A 15869-nucleotide genomic window follows, 5' to 3' on the forward strand; every position below is an offset into this window, starting at 1 on the left:
TCAGGGATTCGAACCCTGGACCCACTGATTAAGAGTCAGTTGCTCTGCCAACTGAGCTAAGGATGCTTCTTTGGTTTGAGCGGCGGCAAAGGTAGGCCATTCCTTTCGATTCGCCAAATCTTTTGGAAGCTTTTTGCCGATGGTAAAAATCAATCTTCCGGCCGATACCTGCTTATCAACAAAATATATTAATTTTGTGCACATGTTACGGCAAACGGTCAAGACATTCATTGAAGACAAAGCATTGTTCTTTCCTAATCAGAAAGTCCTTGTTGCCCTAAGCGGCGGAGCCGACTCCGTAGCGCTGTTACGCATTCTATCGTCCATGGGCTATGCCTGTGAAGCGGCGCATTGCAACTTTCTTCTGCGAGGCGAAGAATCGGATAGGGACGAAGAGTTTGTCCGTCGACTGTGCGAGGAGCAACAGATACCGCTGCATGTCATCCGTTTCGATACGGTAACGTATGCGCAAACGCATCGTCTTTCCATAGAAATGGCCGCAAGAGAACTCCGTTACCATTGGTTTGAACAGTTGCGCAAGGAGATAGGAGCGGATGTCATCGCCCTCGCCCACCATCGGGATGATAGTGTGGAGACGGTTTTGCTGAACCTAATTCGTGGAACCGGTATCAACGGCTTACGAGGCATCCCGGCGAAAAACGGATATATCGTTCGTCCCTTATTAAACGTCAGCCGGACGGAGATTCTGGAATATTTAAAACGATTGGAACAGGAGTATGTAACAGATAGCACCAATCTGGAGAATAAATTCGTCCGGAACAAGATTCGTTTGGAGGTGTTGCCCTTGTTGCGCGAAATAAATCCGTCGGTGAGCGAGAAAATCGCTGAGACGGCGAATCACCTTTCGGAGTCGGCAGTCGTATGTCGTTTGGCTATGCAAGAAGCTGTCAGACGAACGCTTGTCAAGGATGAGCCGGAGGAGAAAATCATGGATATCCCATTGCTTTGGCAAGAGGTATCGCCGTCCTCCGTGCTGTTCGAGTTCCTTTCTCCACTGGGTTTCAATACCGCCCAAATAAAAGAGATCTGTGACGGCCTGCATAGTCAGTCGGGTAAGCTGTTTTTATCCGAAAAATGGAAAGTTTTGCGCGACAGGACTCAACTCGTTGCTTTGAAGAAGGAATATCCATCTATTGAGCCTCAGTTAGTTATGAAAATTGTCGATAAAGGTAGCTCTTTCTGCATCACATCGGATAAAGAGATCGCCTATTTGGATGCCGACAAACTTCACTTACCGCTGAAGGTTCGACGGTGGGAGAGAGGGGATAAGTTCATCCCGTTCGGAATGACCGGAAAGAAAAAGGTAAGCGATTATCTGACCGATCGGAAATTTTCGCTCTTCCGAAAAGAGGGGCAGTATGTGGCATGTTCCGGAGAGGATATCGTGTGGCTCATCGGAGAACGGATCGACCATCGTTTCCGCATTACCGATCAAACCAGACGGGTGTTGATTCTCCGTCTGTCAGAGCAGCATGATTCCGTTTAAAATTCGTCCGGAACGATTGCCCAGACGTCGCGCCGAGAAGAAATCCTCCGAATGGGTATAAGTACAAATCCCTGAAATCTCTGTGTGCCCTTCTCCGACCCCCTGATCCGACAGTATTTGCCGATTAGCTTCCCAGAGATTGATGTGCCATTTTTCGTCGTGTCGGGCTATCGTATTCATGTCGAAGCCGGCATTGCGGAAAGCCTCATAGACTTCGTCGCCGACTTCAAAGGCGTCGACGGAAATGCTCGGTCCGATACACGCCAAAATATCTTTGGCATCGCAGGCATAGTGCTGTCTCATCGTTTGGATAACCGTCTCGACGATACGGATAACCGTTCCGCGCCAACCCGAATGTACGGCAGCCACCACTTTCTTTACCGGATCGTACAGCAAAACGGGCACACAATCGGCTGTAGATACGCATGCACAGATACGGGGGACAGCTGTTACCACGGCATCGATACCTTCTAATTTGGAGGGAATATCGGGAGTATTCACCAAACAAATGCTGTCCCTATGGCATTGATGAGGAATGACGAACGCTTTCGGCGGTTCGGGGAACAACCTCGACAGCGCATGCAAATTCCGTGCGGCATGTTTTTCCGAATCTCCGCCGTGAACCGTACAATTGAACGTCGCATACGTCCCCTTGCTGCAACCGCCGTGGCGGGTCGTGGAGAAAGCGATGATTTCCGGATGGGTTTCCAACAGATGATAAGTGATAAAGTGCCTTTGGGTAAGATACGACATCGTTTCAGCATCAATTATAAATCTCATTTGCTGCGAAGGTACGAAAATATCGTATATTTGCACTGTGGAAAACGATAAATGAGCGGAAAACATGAGATTGATAGGCAATATCGTCTGGTTACTCCTTGGCGGCGGAGCCACGGCCGTAGAGTATTTTATAGCGAGCATCGGACTGATGCTCACGGTCATCGGCATTCCGTTCGGTTTGCAAACGATGAAATTAGGTCTGCTATGCCTGTGGCCGTTCGGTTCGTATGTCCGCCCCGCCGAAGGGCAACCAGGCTGTCTGAGCACGCTGATGAATTTCATCTGGTTCTTTATCGGAGGCGTTTGGATATGCCTTACTCACGTTTTCTTCGGGGTCTTGCTATCCATTACGATCATCGGTATTCCGTTCGGGAAGCAGCACTTGAAGATGGCTCACCTCGCTCTGACTCCTTTCGGGAGAGAGATCGTCGGTCGTCGATCCCGTTCCCGATACGGCATGTAAAAGAGCTTACCACTCGGATCGTTTCTCCCTGCCGACGACTCGTTTAAAAAGCGTATCCCAGCCCCAAATAAGGATAAGATACGTTCGGGATCCCGTCGGCGAGGTTGTTTATCCCGTCGGCGAGGTTGTTTATCCCGTCGGATAGGTTGTACAACCTATCCGGACACGTCCGAAACGTCAAATTTGAGGTTGTCTAACCTCAACGGACAGGTTACCCGACGTATCCGGTGAGGTTCGGGATGTCAACGGACAGGTTACCCGACGTATCCGGCGGGATCCGGGACGTCAACGGACAGGTTGTACAACCTGTCTCGCGAGGTAAAATACCCCGTCGGTTCTATTTTCGACTTCAACAATGGAGTTTGGGACGTCTCCGCCGAGGTACGGCGATCGATCGCTCAAATCAGACGGATGCTCCGTTTAATGAAGGCATCCAAAGCTTCTCCCCGCAAGAGGTTATTTTGCAAGAGGGCCAAGTCGATTAGCTGATGTACAACCTGATTCTCTTTCGCATAATGGGTGATGATAGCCTCTTTTTGGTTCTTCTTGTCGGAAATTTTTTGTTCCGTCTCGGTCCATTCGTCTTTTTCCGCCTGCGGAATTTCTTCTTCTTTCTTTCCTTCTTTCAATCGAAGCAGTTCGTCGCGACGTTTCTCTATGGCGGCGATTTCGGCGTCTATGGGTTCGATAGTCGGTTTGCACTTACGCTCCGCCTCGCTTAATACGTCTTTTATCAATCGATGATCCACGTTCAGCACCACCGTGTACATGTCCGGCATTTCTCCATAGAAGCTCATACCGTTTTGGATATGGGCCATGTCTTTCATCCGTCGCATGTATTCGCTTTGGGTGATCACGACCGGTCCGTTATTTTCGCCCATCGCTTGGGTTTCGACATGGAATTCCATCTTTTCGTGCTTCGGCATCTGCGAGCTGAACAGGGTGGAAAGCATATCCGTCTGAGCAGCTTGAAGCTTCGATTTCTCAGCGTCCGCTTTCGGGATAAGCCGATCTGTCACCTCGCTGTCCACCCGTGTAAAACGCGTTTTTTCCAATTTTTGTTCCAAGAGGTTCACCATCGCCACGTCAATCTCCCCATCCATCAGCAATACGTTATATCCTTTGTTATTGGCGGCCTCGATGTAACTGTATTGGTCGTCCTTGTTATTGGCATAGAGGTAGACTACCGTCCCGTTCTTGTCTGTCTGCTCGCCTTGGATGAGCTCCTTGTATTCGTCCAAAGTATAATAATGTCCTTCCGTATCTTTCAGCAATACGAACTTGGTGGCGCGCGTATAGAACTCGTCCTGGGTCAGCATGCCGAAGTCGATGAAAACTTTCAAGTCGTCCCATTTTTTCTCGTATTCCTTCCGATCGTTCTTAAAGAGCTGATCCAGTCGGTCTGCCACTTTCTTGGTGATGTAGGTGGCGATCTTCTTTACGTTCGCGTCGCTTTGCAAATACGAACGGGATACGTTCAAGGGGATATCCGGCGAGTCGATGACCCCGTGCAGCAACGTCATAAATTCGGGTACGATGCCTTCCACGCTGTCGGTAACGAATACCTGGTTGCAATAGAGTTGGATTTTGTTCTTTTGCAATTCCACATTTCGACGAACTTTGGGGAAGTAAAGAATACCCGTTAAATGGAAGGGATAATCCACATTCAGATGAATCCAGAATAGCGGTTCGTCAGACATGGGATAGAGGTCGCGATAGAAATTCTTATAATCCTCGTCCTTCAGATCTGCCGGCCGACGGGTCCACAACGGATTGACGTCATTGATAATCAAATCTTCGGTCGTCTCCACCTGTTTGCCGTCTTTCCATTCCTTTTTCTTGCCAAATGCGATAGGGATGGGCAAGAAACGGCAATACTTCTTCAACAGGTCGCTCACGCGCGATTCTTCCAAGAACTCCTTGGCATCGTCGTCGATATGGAGGATGATATCCGTGCCGCGATCGGCCTTATCCGCCTCTTCGATGGTAAACGAGGGTGATCCGTCGCATGTCCAACGCACCGCTTGCGCCCCTTCCTGATAAGACTTGGTAACGATTTCCACCTTTTTAGAAACCATGAAGGCGGCGTAGAACCCCAGTCCGAAATGTCCGATAATGGCATTCGCATCGTCTTTATATTTTTCGAGGAAGTCGTTCGCTCCGGAAAAAGCGATCTGATTGATGTATTTGTCGATTTCTTCAGCCGTCATGCCGATGCCTTTGTCCGAGACGGTCAAGGTGTCTTTCTGGAGATCAATCCGAATCGTCAGATCGCCCAATTCACCTTTAAAATCGCCTTTCGAAGCCAACGTTTTGAGTTTTTGCGTAGCGTCGACCGCATTGGAGACCAACTCGCGAAGGAAAATTTCATGATCGCTGTACAAGAATTTTTTAATAACGGGGAATATGTTTTCCGTGGTTACCCCTATCTGACCTTTTTGCATACTGTTATTATTTTGAATTTCAATTTTTGAAAACGAGAGAAACAAAAAAAATGCCAGATACGAACGTATCTGACATTTTGTCGGTGAAGATACCGAATACCGTTATCGAATCGACATGACTAATTTTTCTTTCTCCTTGTCGTAAGAAGCCCGGATGGTGTCGCCGGCTTTCCATTCCGAAGCCAGCATACATTCCGAAAGCTCGTCTTCGATATATTTCTGGACGGCACGCTTCAGCGGACGGGCACCATATTCGATATCGTATCCTTTTTCTGCCACGAACTTTTTGGCTTCGGCATCGATTTCAAAATGATATCCGATCTTTTCAATACGATCGATCAGACCTTTGAGCTCTATATCGATGATTTTGATCAAAGCGTCCATATTCAGCTGTTCGAAATTGATAACTTCGTCCAGCCGGTTGATAAATTCCGGAGCAAACCGCTTGTTCAACGCCTTGGTGATGACGGTGCGGGCTTTGTCTTCCAGACTCTTGCTCAGATCCGTAGTGAACCCGATCCCTTTTCCGAAATCTTTCAATTCGCGGCTGCCGACATTGGAAGTCATGATAAGGATGGTGTTCTTGAAATCGATGGTGCGCCCCTGACCGTCCGTCAAACGTCCTTCGTCCATTACTTGCAGCAAGATATTATATACGTTCTGATGGGCTTTTTCTATCTCGTCGAGCAAAACGATCGAATAAGGCTTCCGACGAACCTTTTCCGTCAATTGCCCGCCTTCTTCAAACCCTACGTAACCCGGAGGCGCTCCGATGAGTCGAGACACGTTAAAGTCCTGTACGTACTCGCTCATATCTACCCGAATGACGGCATCCTTCGATCCGAACATCAACAGTGCCAATTGCTGCGCCAAGAAGGTTTTTCCCACGCCGGTAGGTCCTACGAACATGAAAGTACCGATAGGCCGGTTCGGCTCTTTGAGTCCTAACCGGTTTCGCTGAATGGCTTTTACTAACACGTCGATGGCTTTATCTTGGCCGATCACGGTTGCTTTCAGATCGTCGCGCATGGTCAGCAATCGCTTGCCTTCCGATTGTACCATTCGCTGTACGGGAACACCGGACATCATCGAGACGACGTCTTCGATTTGAGGTCCGTCCACCGTATGCCGGTTCTCTTTCATCTGGAGTTCCCATTGGTCGCGCAAGGCTTCCAATTGCAATTCCAATGTTTTCTCTTTGTCGCGATAGTTCGCCGCCAGTTCGAAATTCTGAGACCGTACAGCCTGATTCTTCAATTCCTTCGTATCTTCAATCCGTTTTTCCTGTTCTTCGATTTCCTTCGGTGCGGCAATATTGATCAGGTGTACGCGCGATCCGGCCTCGTCCATGGCATCGATGGCTTTATCCGGGAAAAAGCGATCCGTAATATATCGATCCGTCAAACGAACGCAAGCCTGTAAGGCTTCGTCGGTATAAAACACGTTGTGATGATCTTCGTACTTATCCTTGATCTGCTGAAGGATTTGCAGGGTTTCGTCTACGGTGGTCGGTTCGATGATGATCTTCTGGAAACGACGTTCCAACGCTCTGTCCTTTTCGATGCTTTGGCGATATTCGTCTAAGGTCGTGGCGCCGATACATTGAATCTCGCCGCGCGAGAGAGAAGGTTTCAACATATTCGCCGCATCCATGGAACCGGCCGCAGACCCAGCTCCTATAATGGTATGAATCTCATCGATAAACAGAATGACATTCGTATTTTTCTTCAGTTCGCCCAAGATGGAGCGCAGGCGCTCTTCGAACTGTCCGCGATACTTTGTTCCGGCAACGACAGCCGCCAGGTCGAGCGAAACGACCCGCTTGCCAAATAATATACGCGATACTTTCTTCTGGATGATTCGTAAGGCCAGCCCTTCTACGATCGCGGATTTGCCTACGCCCGGTTCGCCGATTAGGACAGGGTTGTTTTTCTTCCGGCGAGAGAGGATTTGAGCCACCCGCTCGATTTCCTTATCTCGTCCGATCACAGGATCTAATTTTCCTTCCTCCGCCAATCTGGTCAAATCCGTACTAAAAGCATCGAGAGCGGGGGTATCGTTCTGAGAGGGGCGGGTGCGCGTTTGCTGTTGAGCATTGCCCATAGGCCTGTTCAGATTCCTGCCCGGCATATTCTCCTCTTCCTCCTCGTCTTCGCTAAATCCCAAACCGCTGTGAATATCAGGCTTCAGCGAAAGTTGATCGTAGACCTTTTGGTAGGTCACGCCGTACATCTCCAGCAGGTTACGCGCATCGTTCTTGTCCAATTTCATGATAGCCAATAATATATGTTCCGAATCAGCCACATCGTTATTCAACAATTTGGATTCCAAGATGCAGAGTTTCAATACGCGCGAAGCTTGTTCATTCAAATTAATTTCTTCATCGCCCGTTATTTCTTGAACTTTTGCACGGAGTTTGAGCAACTCCTCGATGCTATACTTTACTTCGGACAAATTAACATGCATCCCGTTCAACACGTCGATAGCTTTGCCGTCTCCGTCTCGAATAAGTCCCAGCAGCAAATGTTCCGGCCCGATGTAGTTGTTTTGAAGACGCCATGCTTCTTCTTTGCTATAGGTTATTATATCTGTTACCCGTTGTGAAAATTGATTTTTCATAAATTATACGCTTCCTAAGTCTAATTACATACAAATATACACGAATTAAATTCAAATCTTCTCTTAAATAAAAATACTTTTTCTTCTTTTACAAAATACGTGCCAAAACGGAAACACCTGTCCCTCGTCGATCGTCTCCGTTAAGAATAAACAAATATACCTCGTTTTATGGTATTTTATCATTTCCAAGCGGTAAATTATTAAAATTGTTTCGGTCGTCGAATCAGTTATGCGCACCGCACACGGGCTAAACACTTGCCTTTTCCTTTTAGAAGTATAAATACAGCAAGAGAATGGCATTTAATAATTACCTCTAAAAACATGTTAAGGAAAAACTTTTTCAAACTTTTTTTTCGTATGTCGCTTGAAAGTCGTATTTTTACAGGGATTTTTGAAAATCCATCTTATATTAAGAATGAAATGCAGGAACAAGACAGAATCATAAAAGTAAACATCGACGAGGAAATGAAGTCATCGTATATCGATTATTCCATGTCGGTAATCGTAGCGCGTGCCCTCCCGGATGTTCGTGACGGATTTAAACCTGTTCACCGTCGTATCCTTTATGGGATGATGGAGTTGGGTAATACATCCGATAAACCATATAAAAAATCAGCGAGAATAGTAGGAGAGGTCCTCGGAAAATATCATCCGCATGGCGACTCCTCCGTCTATGGCGCCCTGGTACGCTTGGCACAGAATTGGGCGATGCGTTATCCTTTAGTAGACGGGCAAGGCAACTTCGGTTCCATCGATGGCGACAGCGCAGCGGCCATGCGTTATACGGAGGCCCGTTTAAGGCCGATCGGAGAAGACATGATGCAGGATTTATATAAAGATACTGTAGACATGGTCAACAATTTTGACGATACGCTCAAAGAGCCTACCGTGATGCCCACCCGTATACCTAATCTATTAGTGAACGGAGCTTCGGGCATTGCGGTCGGTATGGCAACGAATATGCCTACCCATAACCTTTCGGAAGTGATCGACGGGTGCATCGCCTATATCGATGATAATGACATTGATGTGGCCGGATTGATGAAATATGTGAAAGCTCCGGATTTTCCGACAGGAGGCTTTATCTATGGCATTGGCGGTGTCCGCGACGCATACGAAACCGGTAAGGGCAGAATTGTCATGAGAGCTAACACGGAAATCGAAAGCGAAGAAACTCACGATAAGATCATCGTACATGAAATACCTTATAATGTAAACAAAAAAGAGCTCATTGAAAATATCGCTACGTTGGTCAGTGACAAAAAGATTGAAGGAATAGCTTATGTAAACGATGAATCCGACCGCGAAGGCATGCGTATCGTCATCGACATAAAACGGGATGCCAACGCCAACGTCGTTTTGAACAAATTGTTTAAAATGACTGCTTTGCAATCGACTTTCAGCGTAAATAATATCGCTTTGGTGCACGGACGTCCGAAATGTTTGAATCTGAAAGATCTGATCAAAAATTTCGTAGCACACAGACACGATGTCGTTGTCCGACGTACCCGATACGACCTGCAAAAAGCTCGGGAACGTGCGCATATTCTCGAAGGGTTGATTATCGCGTGCGATAATATCGACGAAGTGGTCCGCCTCATCCGCGCCTCGAAAACTCCCCAGGAAGCAGTGGAAAACTTGTGCAAACGTTTTGAATTGGACGATGTCCAGGCCAAAGCTATCGTCGAGATGCGCTTACGCCAATTGACCGGCCTGTCCCAAGACCAACTGCATGCCGAATACAACGAATTGGAGAGACAGATTGCCTATTTCGAGCAAATCCTTTCAGATCCGGAACTTTGCAAAAAAGTGATCAAGGACGAGCTCCTCGAAATCAAAGAGAAATATGGCGACGCTCGTCGTACGGAAATCAGATACGATGCGGACGACAGCTTCAACCCGGAAGACTTTTACGCTGACGATAACATGGTTATTACCATCTCCCACATGGGATATATCAAACGTACTCCCTTAGCTGATTTCCGTACTCAGAATAGAGGAGGAGTCGGTTCCAAAGGTAGCGAAACCCGTGATTCCGATTTTGTAGAACATATCTACCCTGCAACCATGCACAACACGATGATGTTCTTTACCAAAAAAGGCAGATGTTTCTGGCTAAAAGTATATGAAATTCCCGAAGGCACAAAGACTTCTAAAGGGCGCGCCATCCAAAACGTATTGAATATTGAAGCCGGCGATGCGGTGACAGCCTATATCCGTATCAAGGATTTGACCGATACTGATTACATCCACAGTCACTGCTTGATGTTCTGTACGCGCCAGGGCATCGTAAAGAAGACTTTATTAGAGCAATATTCTCGTCCTCGTACAAACGGTATCAACGCCATTAATATCCTGCCGGGAGATGAGGTGATCGACGTCTGTCTGACGCTTCGCGAAGATGAAATTATTATCGCTAACAAAAATGGTCGGGCTATTCGTTTCAATGAACGTACGGTCCGTATGATGGGACGTACCGCAACAGGGGTACACGGAATGAGGTTGGACGATGCGAACGATGCGGTAGTCGGGATGGTCCGCATTAAAGATTCCCAGCAGGAGACAATCATGGTCGTATCTGAACAAGGATATGGAAAACGTTCGGAAATAGCGGATTATCGCTTGACTAATCGGGGTGGGAAAGGTGTCAAAACGCTGAATATCACGGATAAGACCGGTAAACTCATTGCTATTAAGGCAGTAACGAACGATCACGATCTGATGATCATTAATAAGTCGGGAATTACCATTCGCTTGAAATTGGCTGATGTCAGGATCATGGGACGCGCTACCCAAGGCGTCCGTCTTATCAATCTGGAAAAACGGAATGACGAAATTGCATCCGTTTGCAAAGTCAATTCTGAAGCAAATGAAGACAAGATGGAAGAAGATGTGGAAGAGCCCAATAGGGCAACAACGGTACAACCGTCTATCAACGAAAACAAGATCGGAGAAAAAGATGACGACAAGGATGAAAATAACAATCATAATAAAATCAACAATTAAATCCACACAATTATGAAGAAGGTATTATTTACAGTGGCTTTATTAGTAATCGGAACTTTTGCTTACGCTCAAGTTAGCGTAATAAAAGAAGCTAAAAGTTTGAAGAACGATCCTGAAAAAGCAGCGACTGCCATTCTGCCTGCTTTGACTGATCCTGAGACGGCAAATAATCCCGAGACATGGAAAATGGCTGGAGATTTCCAGAAAGCGATCTATGACAGTGAAAATATGAAATTATTTTTACCTAATCAGACGGCGGATACCACCAAGCTGTATAATAGCTTGGTAAACATGTTCGAGTATTACTTGAAAGCCGATAAAGTAGAGCAGGCAGCCGTTCAGAGCGGCGCTTTGAAAAAAGCAAAACTCCATAAGAAATTAGCTGAGGAATTAAAGAAAGTTCGCATCAACCTCGTCAACGGGGGGGCAGACGCTTATAATAAAGGAGATTATCAAAGTGCCTTAAAATATTTCGGCATGTTTGTCGATACGGGCGAAGATCCCTTGTTCGCCGAGGATACTGCTGTTAAAAACGACACGTTGAATGCATTGTATGCCAATTATGCCGTTTTAGCTGCCCAGATGCTAAACGATAAAGATGACGTTATGAAATACGGTGCTATCGGCAAAAATGACAAAGAGGAAGGATATCGCTCATTAATGTTTCTGGCTGAAGCTTATGGGGACAGAGAGACCGGCGATTCGACCAAATGGTTGGAAACGATCAAAGAGGGTTTCCAAAGATTTCCGAAACAAGATTACTTTGTAGGTAATTTAATGGATAATTATATCCGTAAAGGCCAGATTGACGAAGGTTTGAATCAGATTGACCAACTCCTTGCACAGCAAGGAGAAACTTCGTATTTACTTTATGTAAAAGGAGTCTTACAATATGAAAAGAAAGATTATTCCAATGCTGAAAGTACTTTCAACAAAATCATTGCTCTCGATAAGGAACTTCTTCCAGAAGCCAATGCCAAAATAGGTGATTGCTATTTCTTCCCGGCGCAAGCCATTGTGGAAGAAAATTCAAAAATTGCCATCGACGATCCGAATTATAACGCCAATGAAGCGAAGATCAAAGATTTGTATGAGAAAGCATTGCCACATTACCTGAAGGCAAAAGAATTGGCTCCGGACAAAAAACAGTTATGGGGAAATTATTTGCTGAATATTTATTGGAAGTTGAATAAGTCGGAATACGATGCGCTATCTAAGGAATTGGATATCTGATAAGAGCGTATGATAAGTATGCATAAGAGGCCTTGATCTTCGGATCGAGGCCTCTTCGTTATTTTTTATAATCAATATTATGTTTAATTATAAATGGTGAAATTATTTTCGTAGTCAGAATGTTCATTATCTCCCACACCCGCACTACCACAACCTTTGTACAGATCCTGTCGACCTTTCCATATTCAGATGAAAAAATCCATTAAATAATCATTAAATCCTCACAAATACCGCTTTTTATTACCCGACTTATTCTTTTTTTACTTTACTTTGTATTCTGATTTGGATAGAAAATGAAAAAATGACATCTTTGCAAATAAATTTATTTGCTTTTGCAAGATAAGATAAGAATATTAACTAATGATCGATTATAAAAGACTGATAAGTGCTTTGCTTTTAAATACATTGGTTTTGATGGCTTTTGCACAGAATGGTGTGTCGCCGAGCACTAATTCACCTTACACCCGGTATGGATTTGGTCTGTTGTCGGACCAAGGGTTCGGTAATAATAAAGCTATGGGAGGAATCGGCTACGGTTTACGTAATGGTTTTCATATAAACGTCTCTAATCCAGCCTCCTATTCGGCAGTCGATTCATTAACTTTTATATTCGATACGGGGTTCTCTCTTCAGAATGCAAATTTTAAAGAGAATAATATGAAGGCGAACGTAAAAAATGCGAGTTTCGATTATGTAGCCGTGCAATACCGATTGTATAAAAGATTAGGTATGACGGTTGGTTTTGTACCTTATTCTACCGTAGGATATAATTTTCAAACTGCCAAAAACCTCGTAGATGAGCATACGAATGCGAGCGTCACGTCCACTTCAAGCTATGACGGTAGTGGTGGCATACAACAAGTTTTCGTAGGTTTGGGATATAACCTGTTAAAGAATTTATCGATAGGTTTCAATGCCTCTTATCTTTATGGAGACATCGATCATTCCGTTTCGACGAGCTTTAGCAATGCGAATGCTTATATCAGCGTAAAAAGCGACGAAATTGCCGTTCGAGACTATAAATTGGACTTGGGGCTGCAATACACATTGAATATGAACAAGGATCATAAATTGACTATCGGCGCTATTTATGGCTTGGGCCACAAAATGAATGCAAAAGGGTATCGTTATAATGAGTTGAAAATGAACAATAACGGCAGTTTAGTTACCCTTACCTATTCCGGTGACACCATAAGAAGAGGATTCGAATTGCCCAAGACATTAGGTGCCGGCTTTACCTATAATTATAAAGATAAATTGACTATAGGTGCTGATTTCACCTTTCAGCAATGGGGGGATACCTCGTTTTTCGGCGAGAAAAATCAGCTGACCAATCGTAAAAAGCTATCCGCGGGCCTTGAATATCTTCCCGATAAAATCGGGAGAAGTTATTATAAAAGAATTTATTATAGAACGGGAGCCTATTACTCAGAGCCCTACACCAAAATTAACGGTCAACGCGGAGCACAAGAGTATGGCGTTAGCATAGGAGTAGGTTTGCCTATATTTTTATATAACTACAAATCATTCCTGAACCTTTCCGGACAGTATGTCCACGTCAAGCCCAAAGTAAGCGGAATGCTGGAGGAAAACTATTTGAGGATCAATATCGGACTCACATTTAACGAACGTTGGTTTATGAAATGGAAAGTCGATTAATACGGAAATTGCTGTAGAATTTAATTAATAAATAATTATATGACGATGAAAATAAAGACTTTTACGGCATTGTTCATGCTATCTGTGGGTGCGACAAATGCTTTGGCTCAAACAGGAGCATCTGATGGTTCTCGTTTCGGTCACGGTGAAGATAGTCTAAGATGTTTGCAGAATATCAGCATCTATACGGAATATGTGAAGACCGAAAACTTTAAAGACGCTTACACCCCTTGGAAAAGTGTATTTAATGAAGCGCCTTGGGCTCAGTCGGCTACTTACACGAATGGGGCAAAGATCATGCGTTGGTTCATCGCTAACGAACAGGATGCCGCAAAGCGGAAAGCTTATTTCGATGAATTGATGAAAATTTATGATCAACGTCTTCAATACCTGGATAATCTGAATGCGATTGTAAAAACTCCGGTAACAAAAGGATCGGTTATCGGACTGAAGGCCCACGACTACTATACGATGGGATGTCCGGACTTGAAAGTTGCCTATAACCTGTACAAAGAATCGATTGAAGAAGAGAAAGCCAGAAGCGATTATTATGTTTTAACCGAATTCATCGATATTTCGGCAAAATTAGTCAAAGAGGATGAAAATCATAAAGAACAATTCATTCAAGACTATCTGACAGCTTCAAATCTGGCTGATGAAGCGTATAAGGCAGAAACGAATGCATCGAAGAAAAACCTAATGAAACAGACTAAAGAAAATATCGACGCTTACTTCATCAACAGCGGTGTCGCGACTTGTGACAACTTACAGACAATCTATGCTCCGAAAGTCGAAGCTAACAAAACCAATATCGATTACCTGAAACAAGTCATAAGCGTGATGCAAATGTTAGGCTGTACGGAACAAGACGCGTATTTCGCCGCCTCCGAAGCTGCCCATGCGATTGAACCGACTGCGGCCACCGCCTTAGGATGCGGTTATATGTACTATAAAAAAGGAGATTTGGATAAGTGCTTAAGTTATTTCGATCAAGCACTCGACTTGGAAGCGGATGCTATGAAGAAAAGCGACATCGCTTATAAGACTGCCGTCATCCTCCTCTCAAAGAACCTGTTGAGCCGCGCTAAACAATATGCGCTGAAAGCTATCAGCTTGGACGGTAACAATGGCAAACCCCATCTGTTAATTGCCCAGATGTATGCGCAAAGTCCGCGTTGGAGCGATGAAAATGCGTTGAATATGTGTACCTATTTTGCTGCTATCGACAGATGTCAGCGCGCTAAGTCCGTCGATCCCAGCGTAACGGAAGAAGCAAACAAATTGATCAGTACTTATTCCCGCCATACCCCCAAGGATGAAGACTTGTTCTTCCTGGGCCTGAAAAAAGGTGACTCCGTCACTATCGGCGGTTGGATCGGCGAAACCACCACCATCAGATGATGAAGCATACGGTAAACATATCAAAACCCTACCCTGCCATCTTACACATAACAGTTGCTTGTTGGGCGACTGTTATGTTCATTTTATCGCCCTCGTGTTCCAACAAAGATGAAAACTTGGCTAAATCTATTTCGAAGGAAGACACTATCGCTACGATGGAGACGTTGGGAGTTACCACCTATATCTCCGATTCCGGACTGATCCGATATAAAATTGTTGCTGAAAAGTGGGACGTATTCGATAAAAAGAATCCTCCTTATTGGGCTTTCGAACGAGGCATATACTTGGAAAAATTCGATACCCTATTTCATATCGACGCCAATATCAAAGCCGACACAGCCTATTATTTCAACAGGAAAAAACTATGGGAATTACGGAGCAATGTACACCTCCAGAATTTACAAGGCGATAAATTCGATACGCAACTGCTATTCTGGGATGAAGAAAAACAAAAGATCTATTCTAATAAATACATCCGTATAGAACGAGCCGATCAAAGCGAGATCAGCGGCCAATACGGATTCGAATCGAATCAGCAACTTACAGAATATACGATATATAACAACTCCGGCATCTTTACTGTCAGCAACGCAGCTAACGACAGTACTCAAACTTCGGAATCCGCTGCCGAGACAAATGTCGAAAATGCTCCGGACAGCTTGAATACCAGACCTTCGAGCATGGCCAGGCCATCGATAAGGAAAAATTATGACGACAAGCTCCGTCCTCCAGTCGATACGATAAGAACGAATCCCTC

The 15869-nt window shown here is 45.0% G+C and carries 9 protein-coding genes, 1 tRNA gene and 1 pseudogene; 7 read left to right on the forward strand and 4 right to left on the reverse strand.

From position 1 onward, the window contains the following. Positions 1 to 58, reverse strand: a tRNA-Lys gene (locus BN102_RS08030). Between the two features lie 144 nt (positions 59 to 202). Here BN102_RS08030 and tilS point away from each other — a divergent pair. Then, a complete protein-coding gene (tilS, locus tag BN102_RS08035; protein ID WP_019208608.1) occupies positions 203 to 1507 on the forward strand; it encodes a tRNA lysidine(34) synthetase TilS in 1305 nt (434 codons plus the stop codon). Here tilS and pgeF read toward each other — a convergent pair. Then, positions 1484 to 2287 (reverse strand): peptidoglycan editing factor PgeF, encoded by an 804-nt coding sequence (pgeF, locus tag BN102_RS08040; RefSeq protein ID WP_245545375.1) that lies wholly within the window; start codon positions 2285 to 2287, stop codon positions 1484 to 1486. The two genes, tilS and pgeF, sit on opposite strands and share 24 nt — an antisense overlap. A 64-nt stretch (positions 2288 to 2351) precedes the next feature. Between pgeF and BN102_RS08045 the strand changes: the two genes are divergently transcribed. Beyond that, positions 2352 to 2750, forward strand: a complete 399-nt coding sequence (locus BN102_RS08045) for a YccF domain-containing protein (protein WP_019208610.1) — start codon at positions 2352 to 2354, stop codon at positions 2748 to 2750. A gap of 398 nt (positions 2751 to 3148) precedes the next feature. Here the strand turns inward: BN102_RS08045 and htpG are convergent, their stop codons facing one another. Further along, positions 3149 to 5194, reverse strand: a complete 2046-nt coding sequence (gene htpG / locus BN102_RS08050; protein WP_019208611.1) for a molecular chaperone HtpG — start codon at positions 5192 to 5194, stop codon at positions 3149 to 3151. Positions 5195 to 5296: 102 nt separating this feature from the next. After that, the gene (locus BN102_RS08055) at positions 5297 to 7813 is read right to left on the reverse strand and encodes an ATP-dependent Clp protease ATP-binding subunit (RefSeq protein ID WP_019208612.1); all 2517 of its coding nucleotides are present in this window, start codon (positions 7811 to 7813) and stop codon (positions 5297 to 5299) included. A gap of 420 nt (positions 7814 to 8233) precedes the next feature. On the opposite strand from BN102_RS08055, the gene gyrA reads away from it, so the two are divergent. The 5 genes and pseudogenes from gyrA to lptC all read left to right on the forward strand — a co-directional run. Beyond that, the gene (gene gyrA, locus BN102_RS08060; protein ID WP_019208613.1) at positions 8234 to 10819 is read left to right on the forward strand and encodes a DNA gyrase subunit A; all 2586 of its coding nucleotides are present in this window, start codon (positions 8234 to 8236) and stop codon (positions 10817 to 10819) included. 12 nt (positions 10820 to 10831) lie between these two features. Next, positions 10832 to 12052: a hypothetical protein gene (locus BN102_RS08065; RefSeq protein WP_036787785.1), complete on the forward strand. Its 1221-nt coding sequence runs from the start codon at positions 10832 to 10834 to the stop codon at positions 12050 to 12052. Between the two features lie 360 nt (positions 12053 to 12412). Continuing rightward, positions 12413 to 13711, forward strand: a complete 1299-nt coding sequence (gene bamG / locus BN102_RS08070; RefSeq protein ID WP_019208615.1) for a BamG family beta-barrel-assembly machinery protein — start codon at positions 12413 to 12415, stop codon at positions 13709 to 13711. 45 nt (positions 13712 to 13756) lie between these two features. Then, on the forward strand, positions 13757 to 15112 hold the full coding sequence (locus BN102_RS08075) for a tetratricopeptide repeat protein (protein WP_036787862.1): 1356 nt from the start codon (positions 13757 to 13759) through the stop codon (positions 15110 to 15112). Beyond that, positions 15109 to 15750: pseudogene (gene lptC, locus BN102_RS08080) on the forward strand (LPS export ABC transporter periplasmic protein LptC); the annotation flags it as partial. The gene BN102_RS08075 and the pseudogene lptC, both read left to right, overlap by 4 nt. Positions 15751 to 15869: the final 119 nt, after the last annotated feature.

The sequence above is a fragment of the Phocaeicola abscessus CCUG 55929 genome (genome assembly GCF_000312445.1).
GTDB lineage: Bacteria > Bacteroidota > Bacteroidia > Bacteroidales > Bacteroidaceae > Phocaeicola > Phocaeicola abscessus.

Coding starts and splice junctions, on each gene's coding strand:
- bamG (WP_019208615.1), top strand. CDS start 12,413: ATGATCGATTATAAAAGACTGATAAGTGCTTTGCTTTTAAATACATTG.
- BN102_RS08065 (WP_036787785.1), top strand. CDS start 10,832: ATGAAGAAGGTATTATTTACAGTGGCTTTATTAGTAATCGGAACTTTT.
- gyrA (WP_019208613.1), top strand. CDS start 8,234: ATGCAGGAACAAGACAGAATCATAAAAGTAAACATCGACGAGGAAATG.
- tilS (WP_019208608.1), top strand. CDS start 203: ATGTTACGGCAAACGGTCAAGACATTCATTGAAGACAAAGCATTGTTC.
- BN102_RS08075 (WP_036787862.1), top strand. CDS start 13,757: ATGAAAATAAAGACTTTTACGGCATTGTTCATGCTATCTGTGGGTGCG.
- pgeF (WP_245545375.1), bottom strand. CDS start 2,287: ATGAGATTTATAATTGATGCTGAAACGATGTCGTATCTTACCCAAAGG.
- htpG (WP_019208611.1), bottom strand. CDS start 5,194: ATGCAAAAAGGTCAGATAGGGGTAACCACGGAAAACATATTCCCCGTT.
- BN102_RS08055 (WP_019208612.1), bottom strand. CDS start 7,813: ATGAAAAATCAATTTTCACAACGGGTAACAGATATAATAACCTATAGC.
- BN102_RS08045 (WP_019208610.1), top strand. CDS start 2,352: ATGAGATTGATAGGCAATATCGTCTGGTTACTCCTTGGCGGCGGAGCC.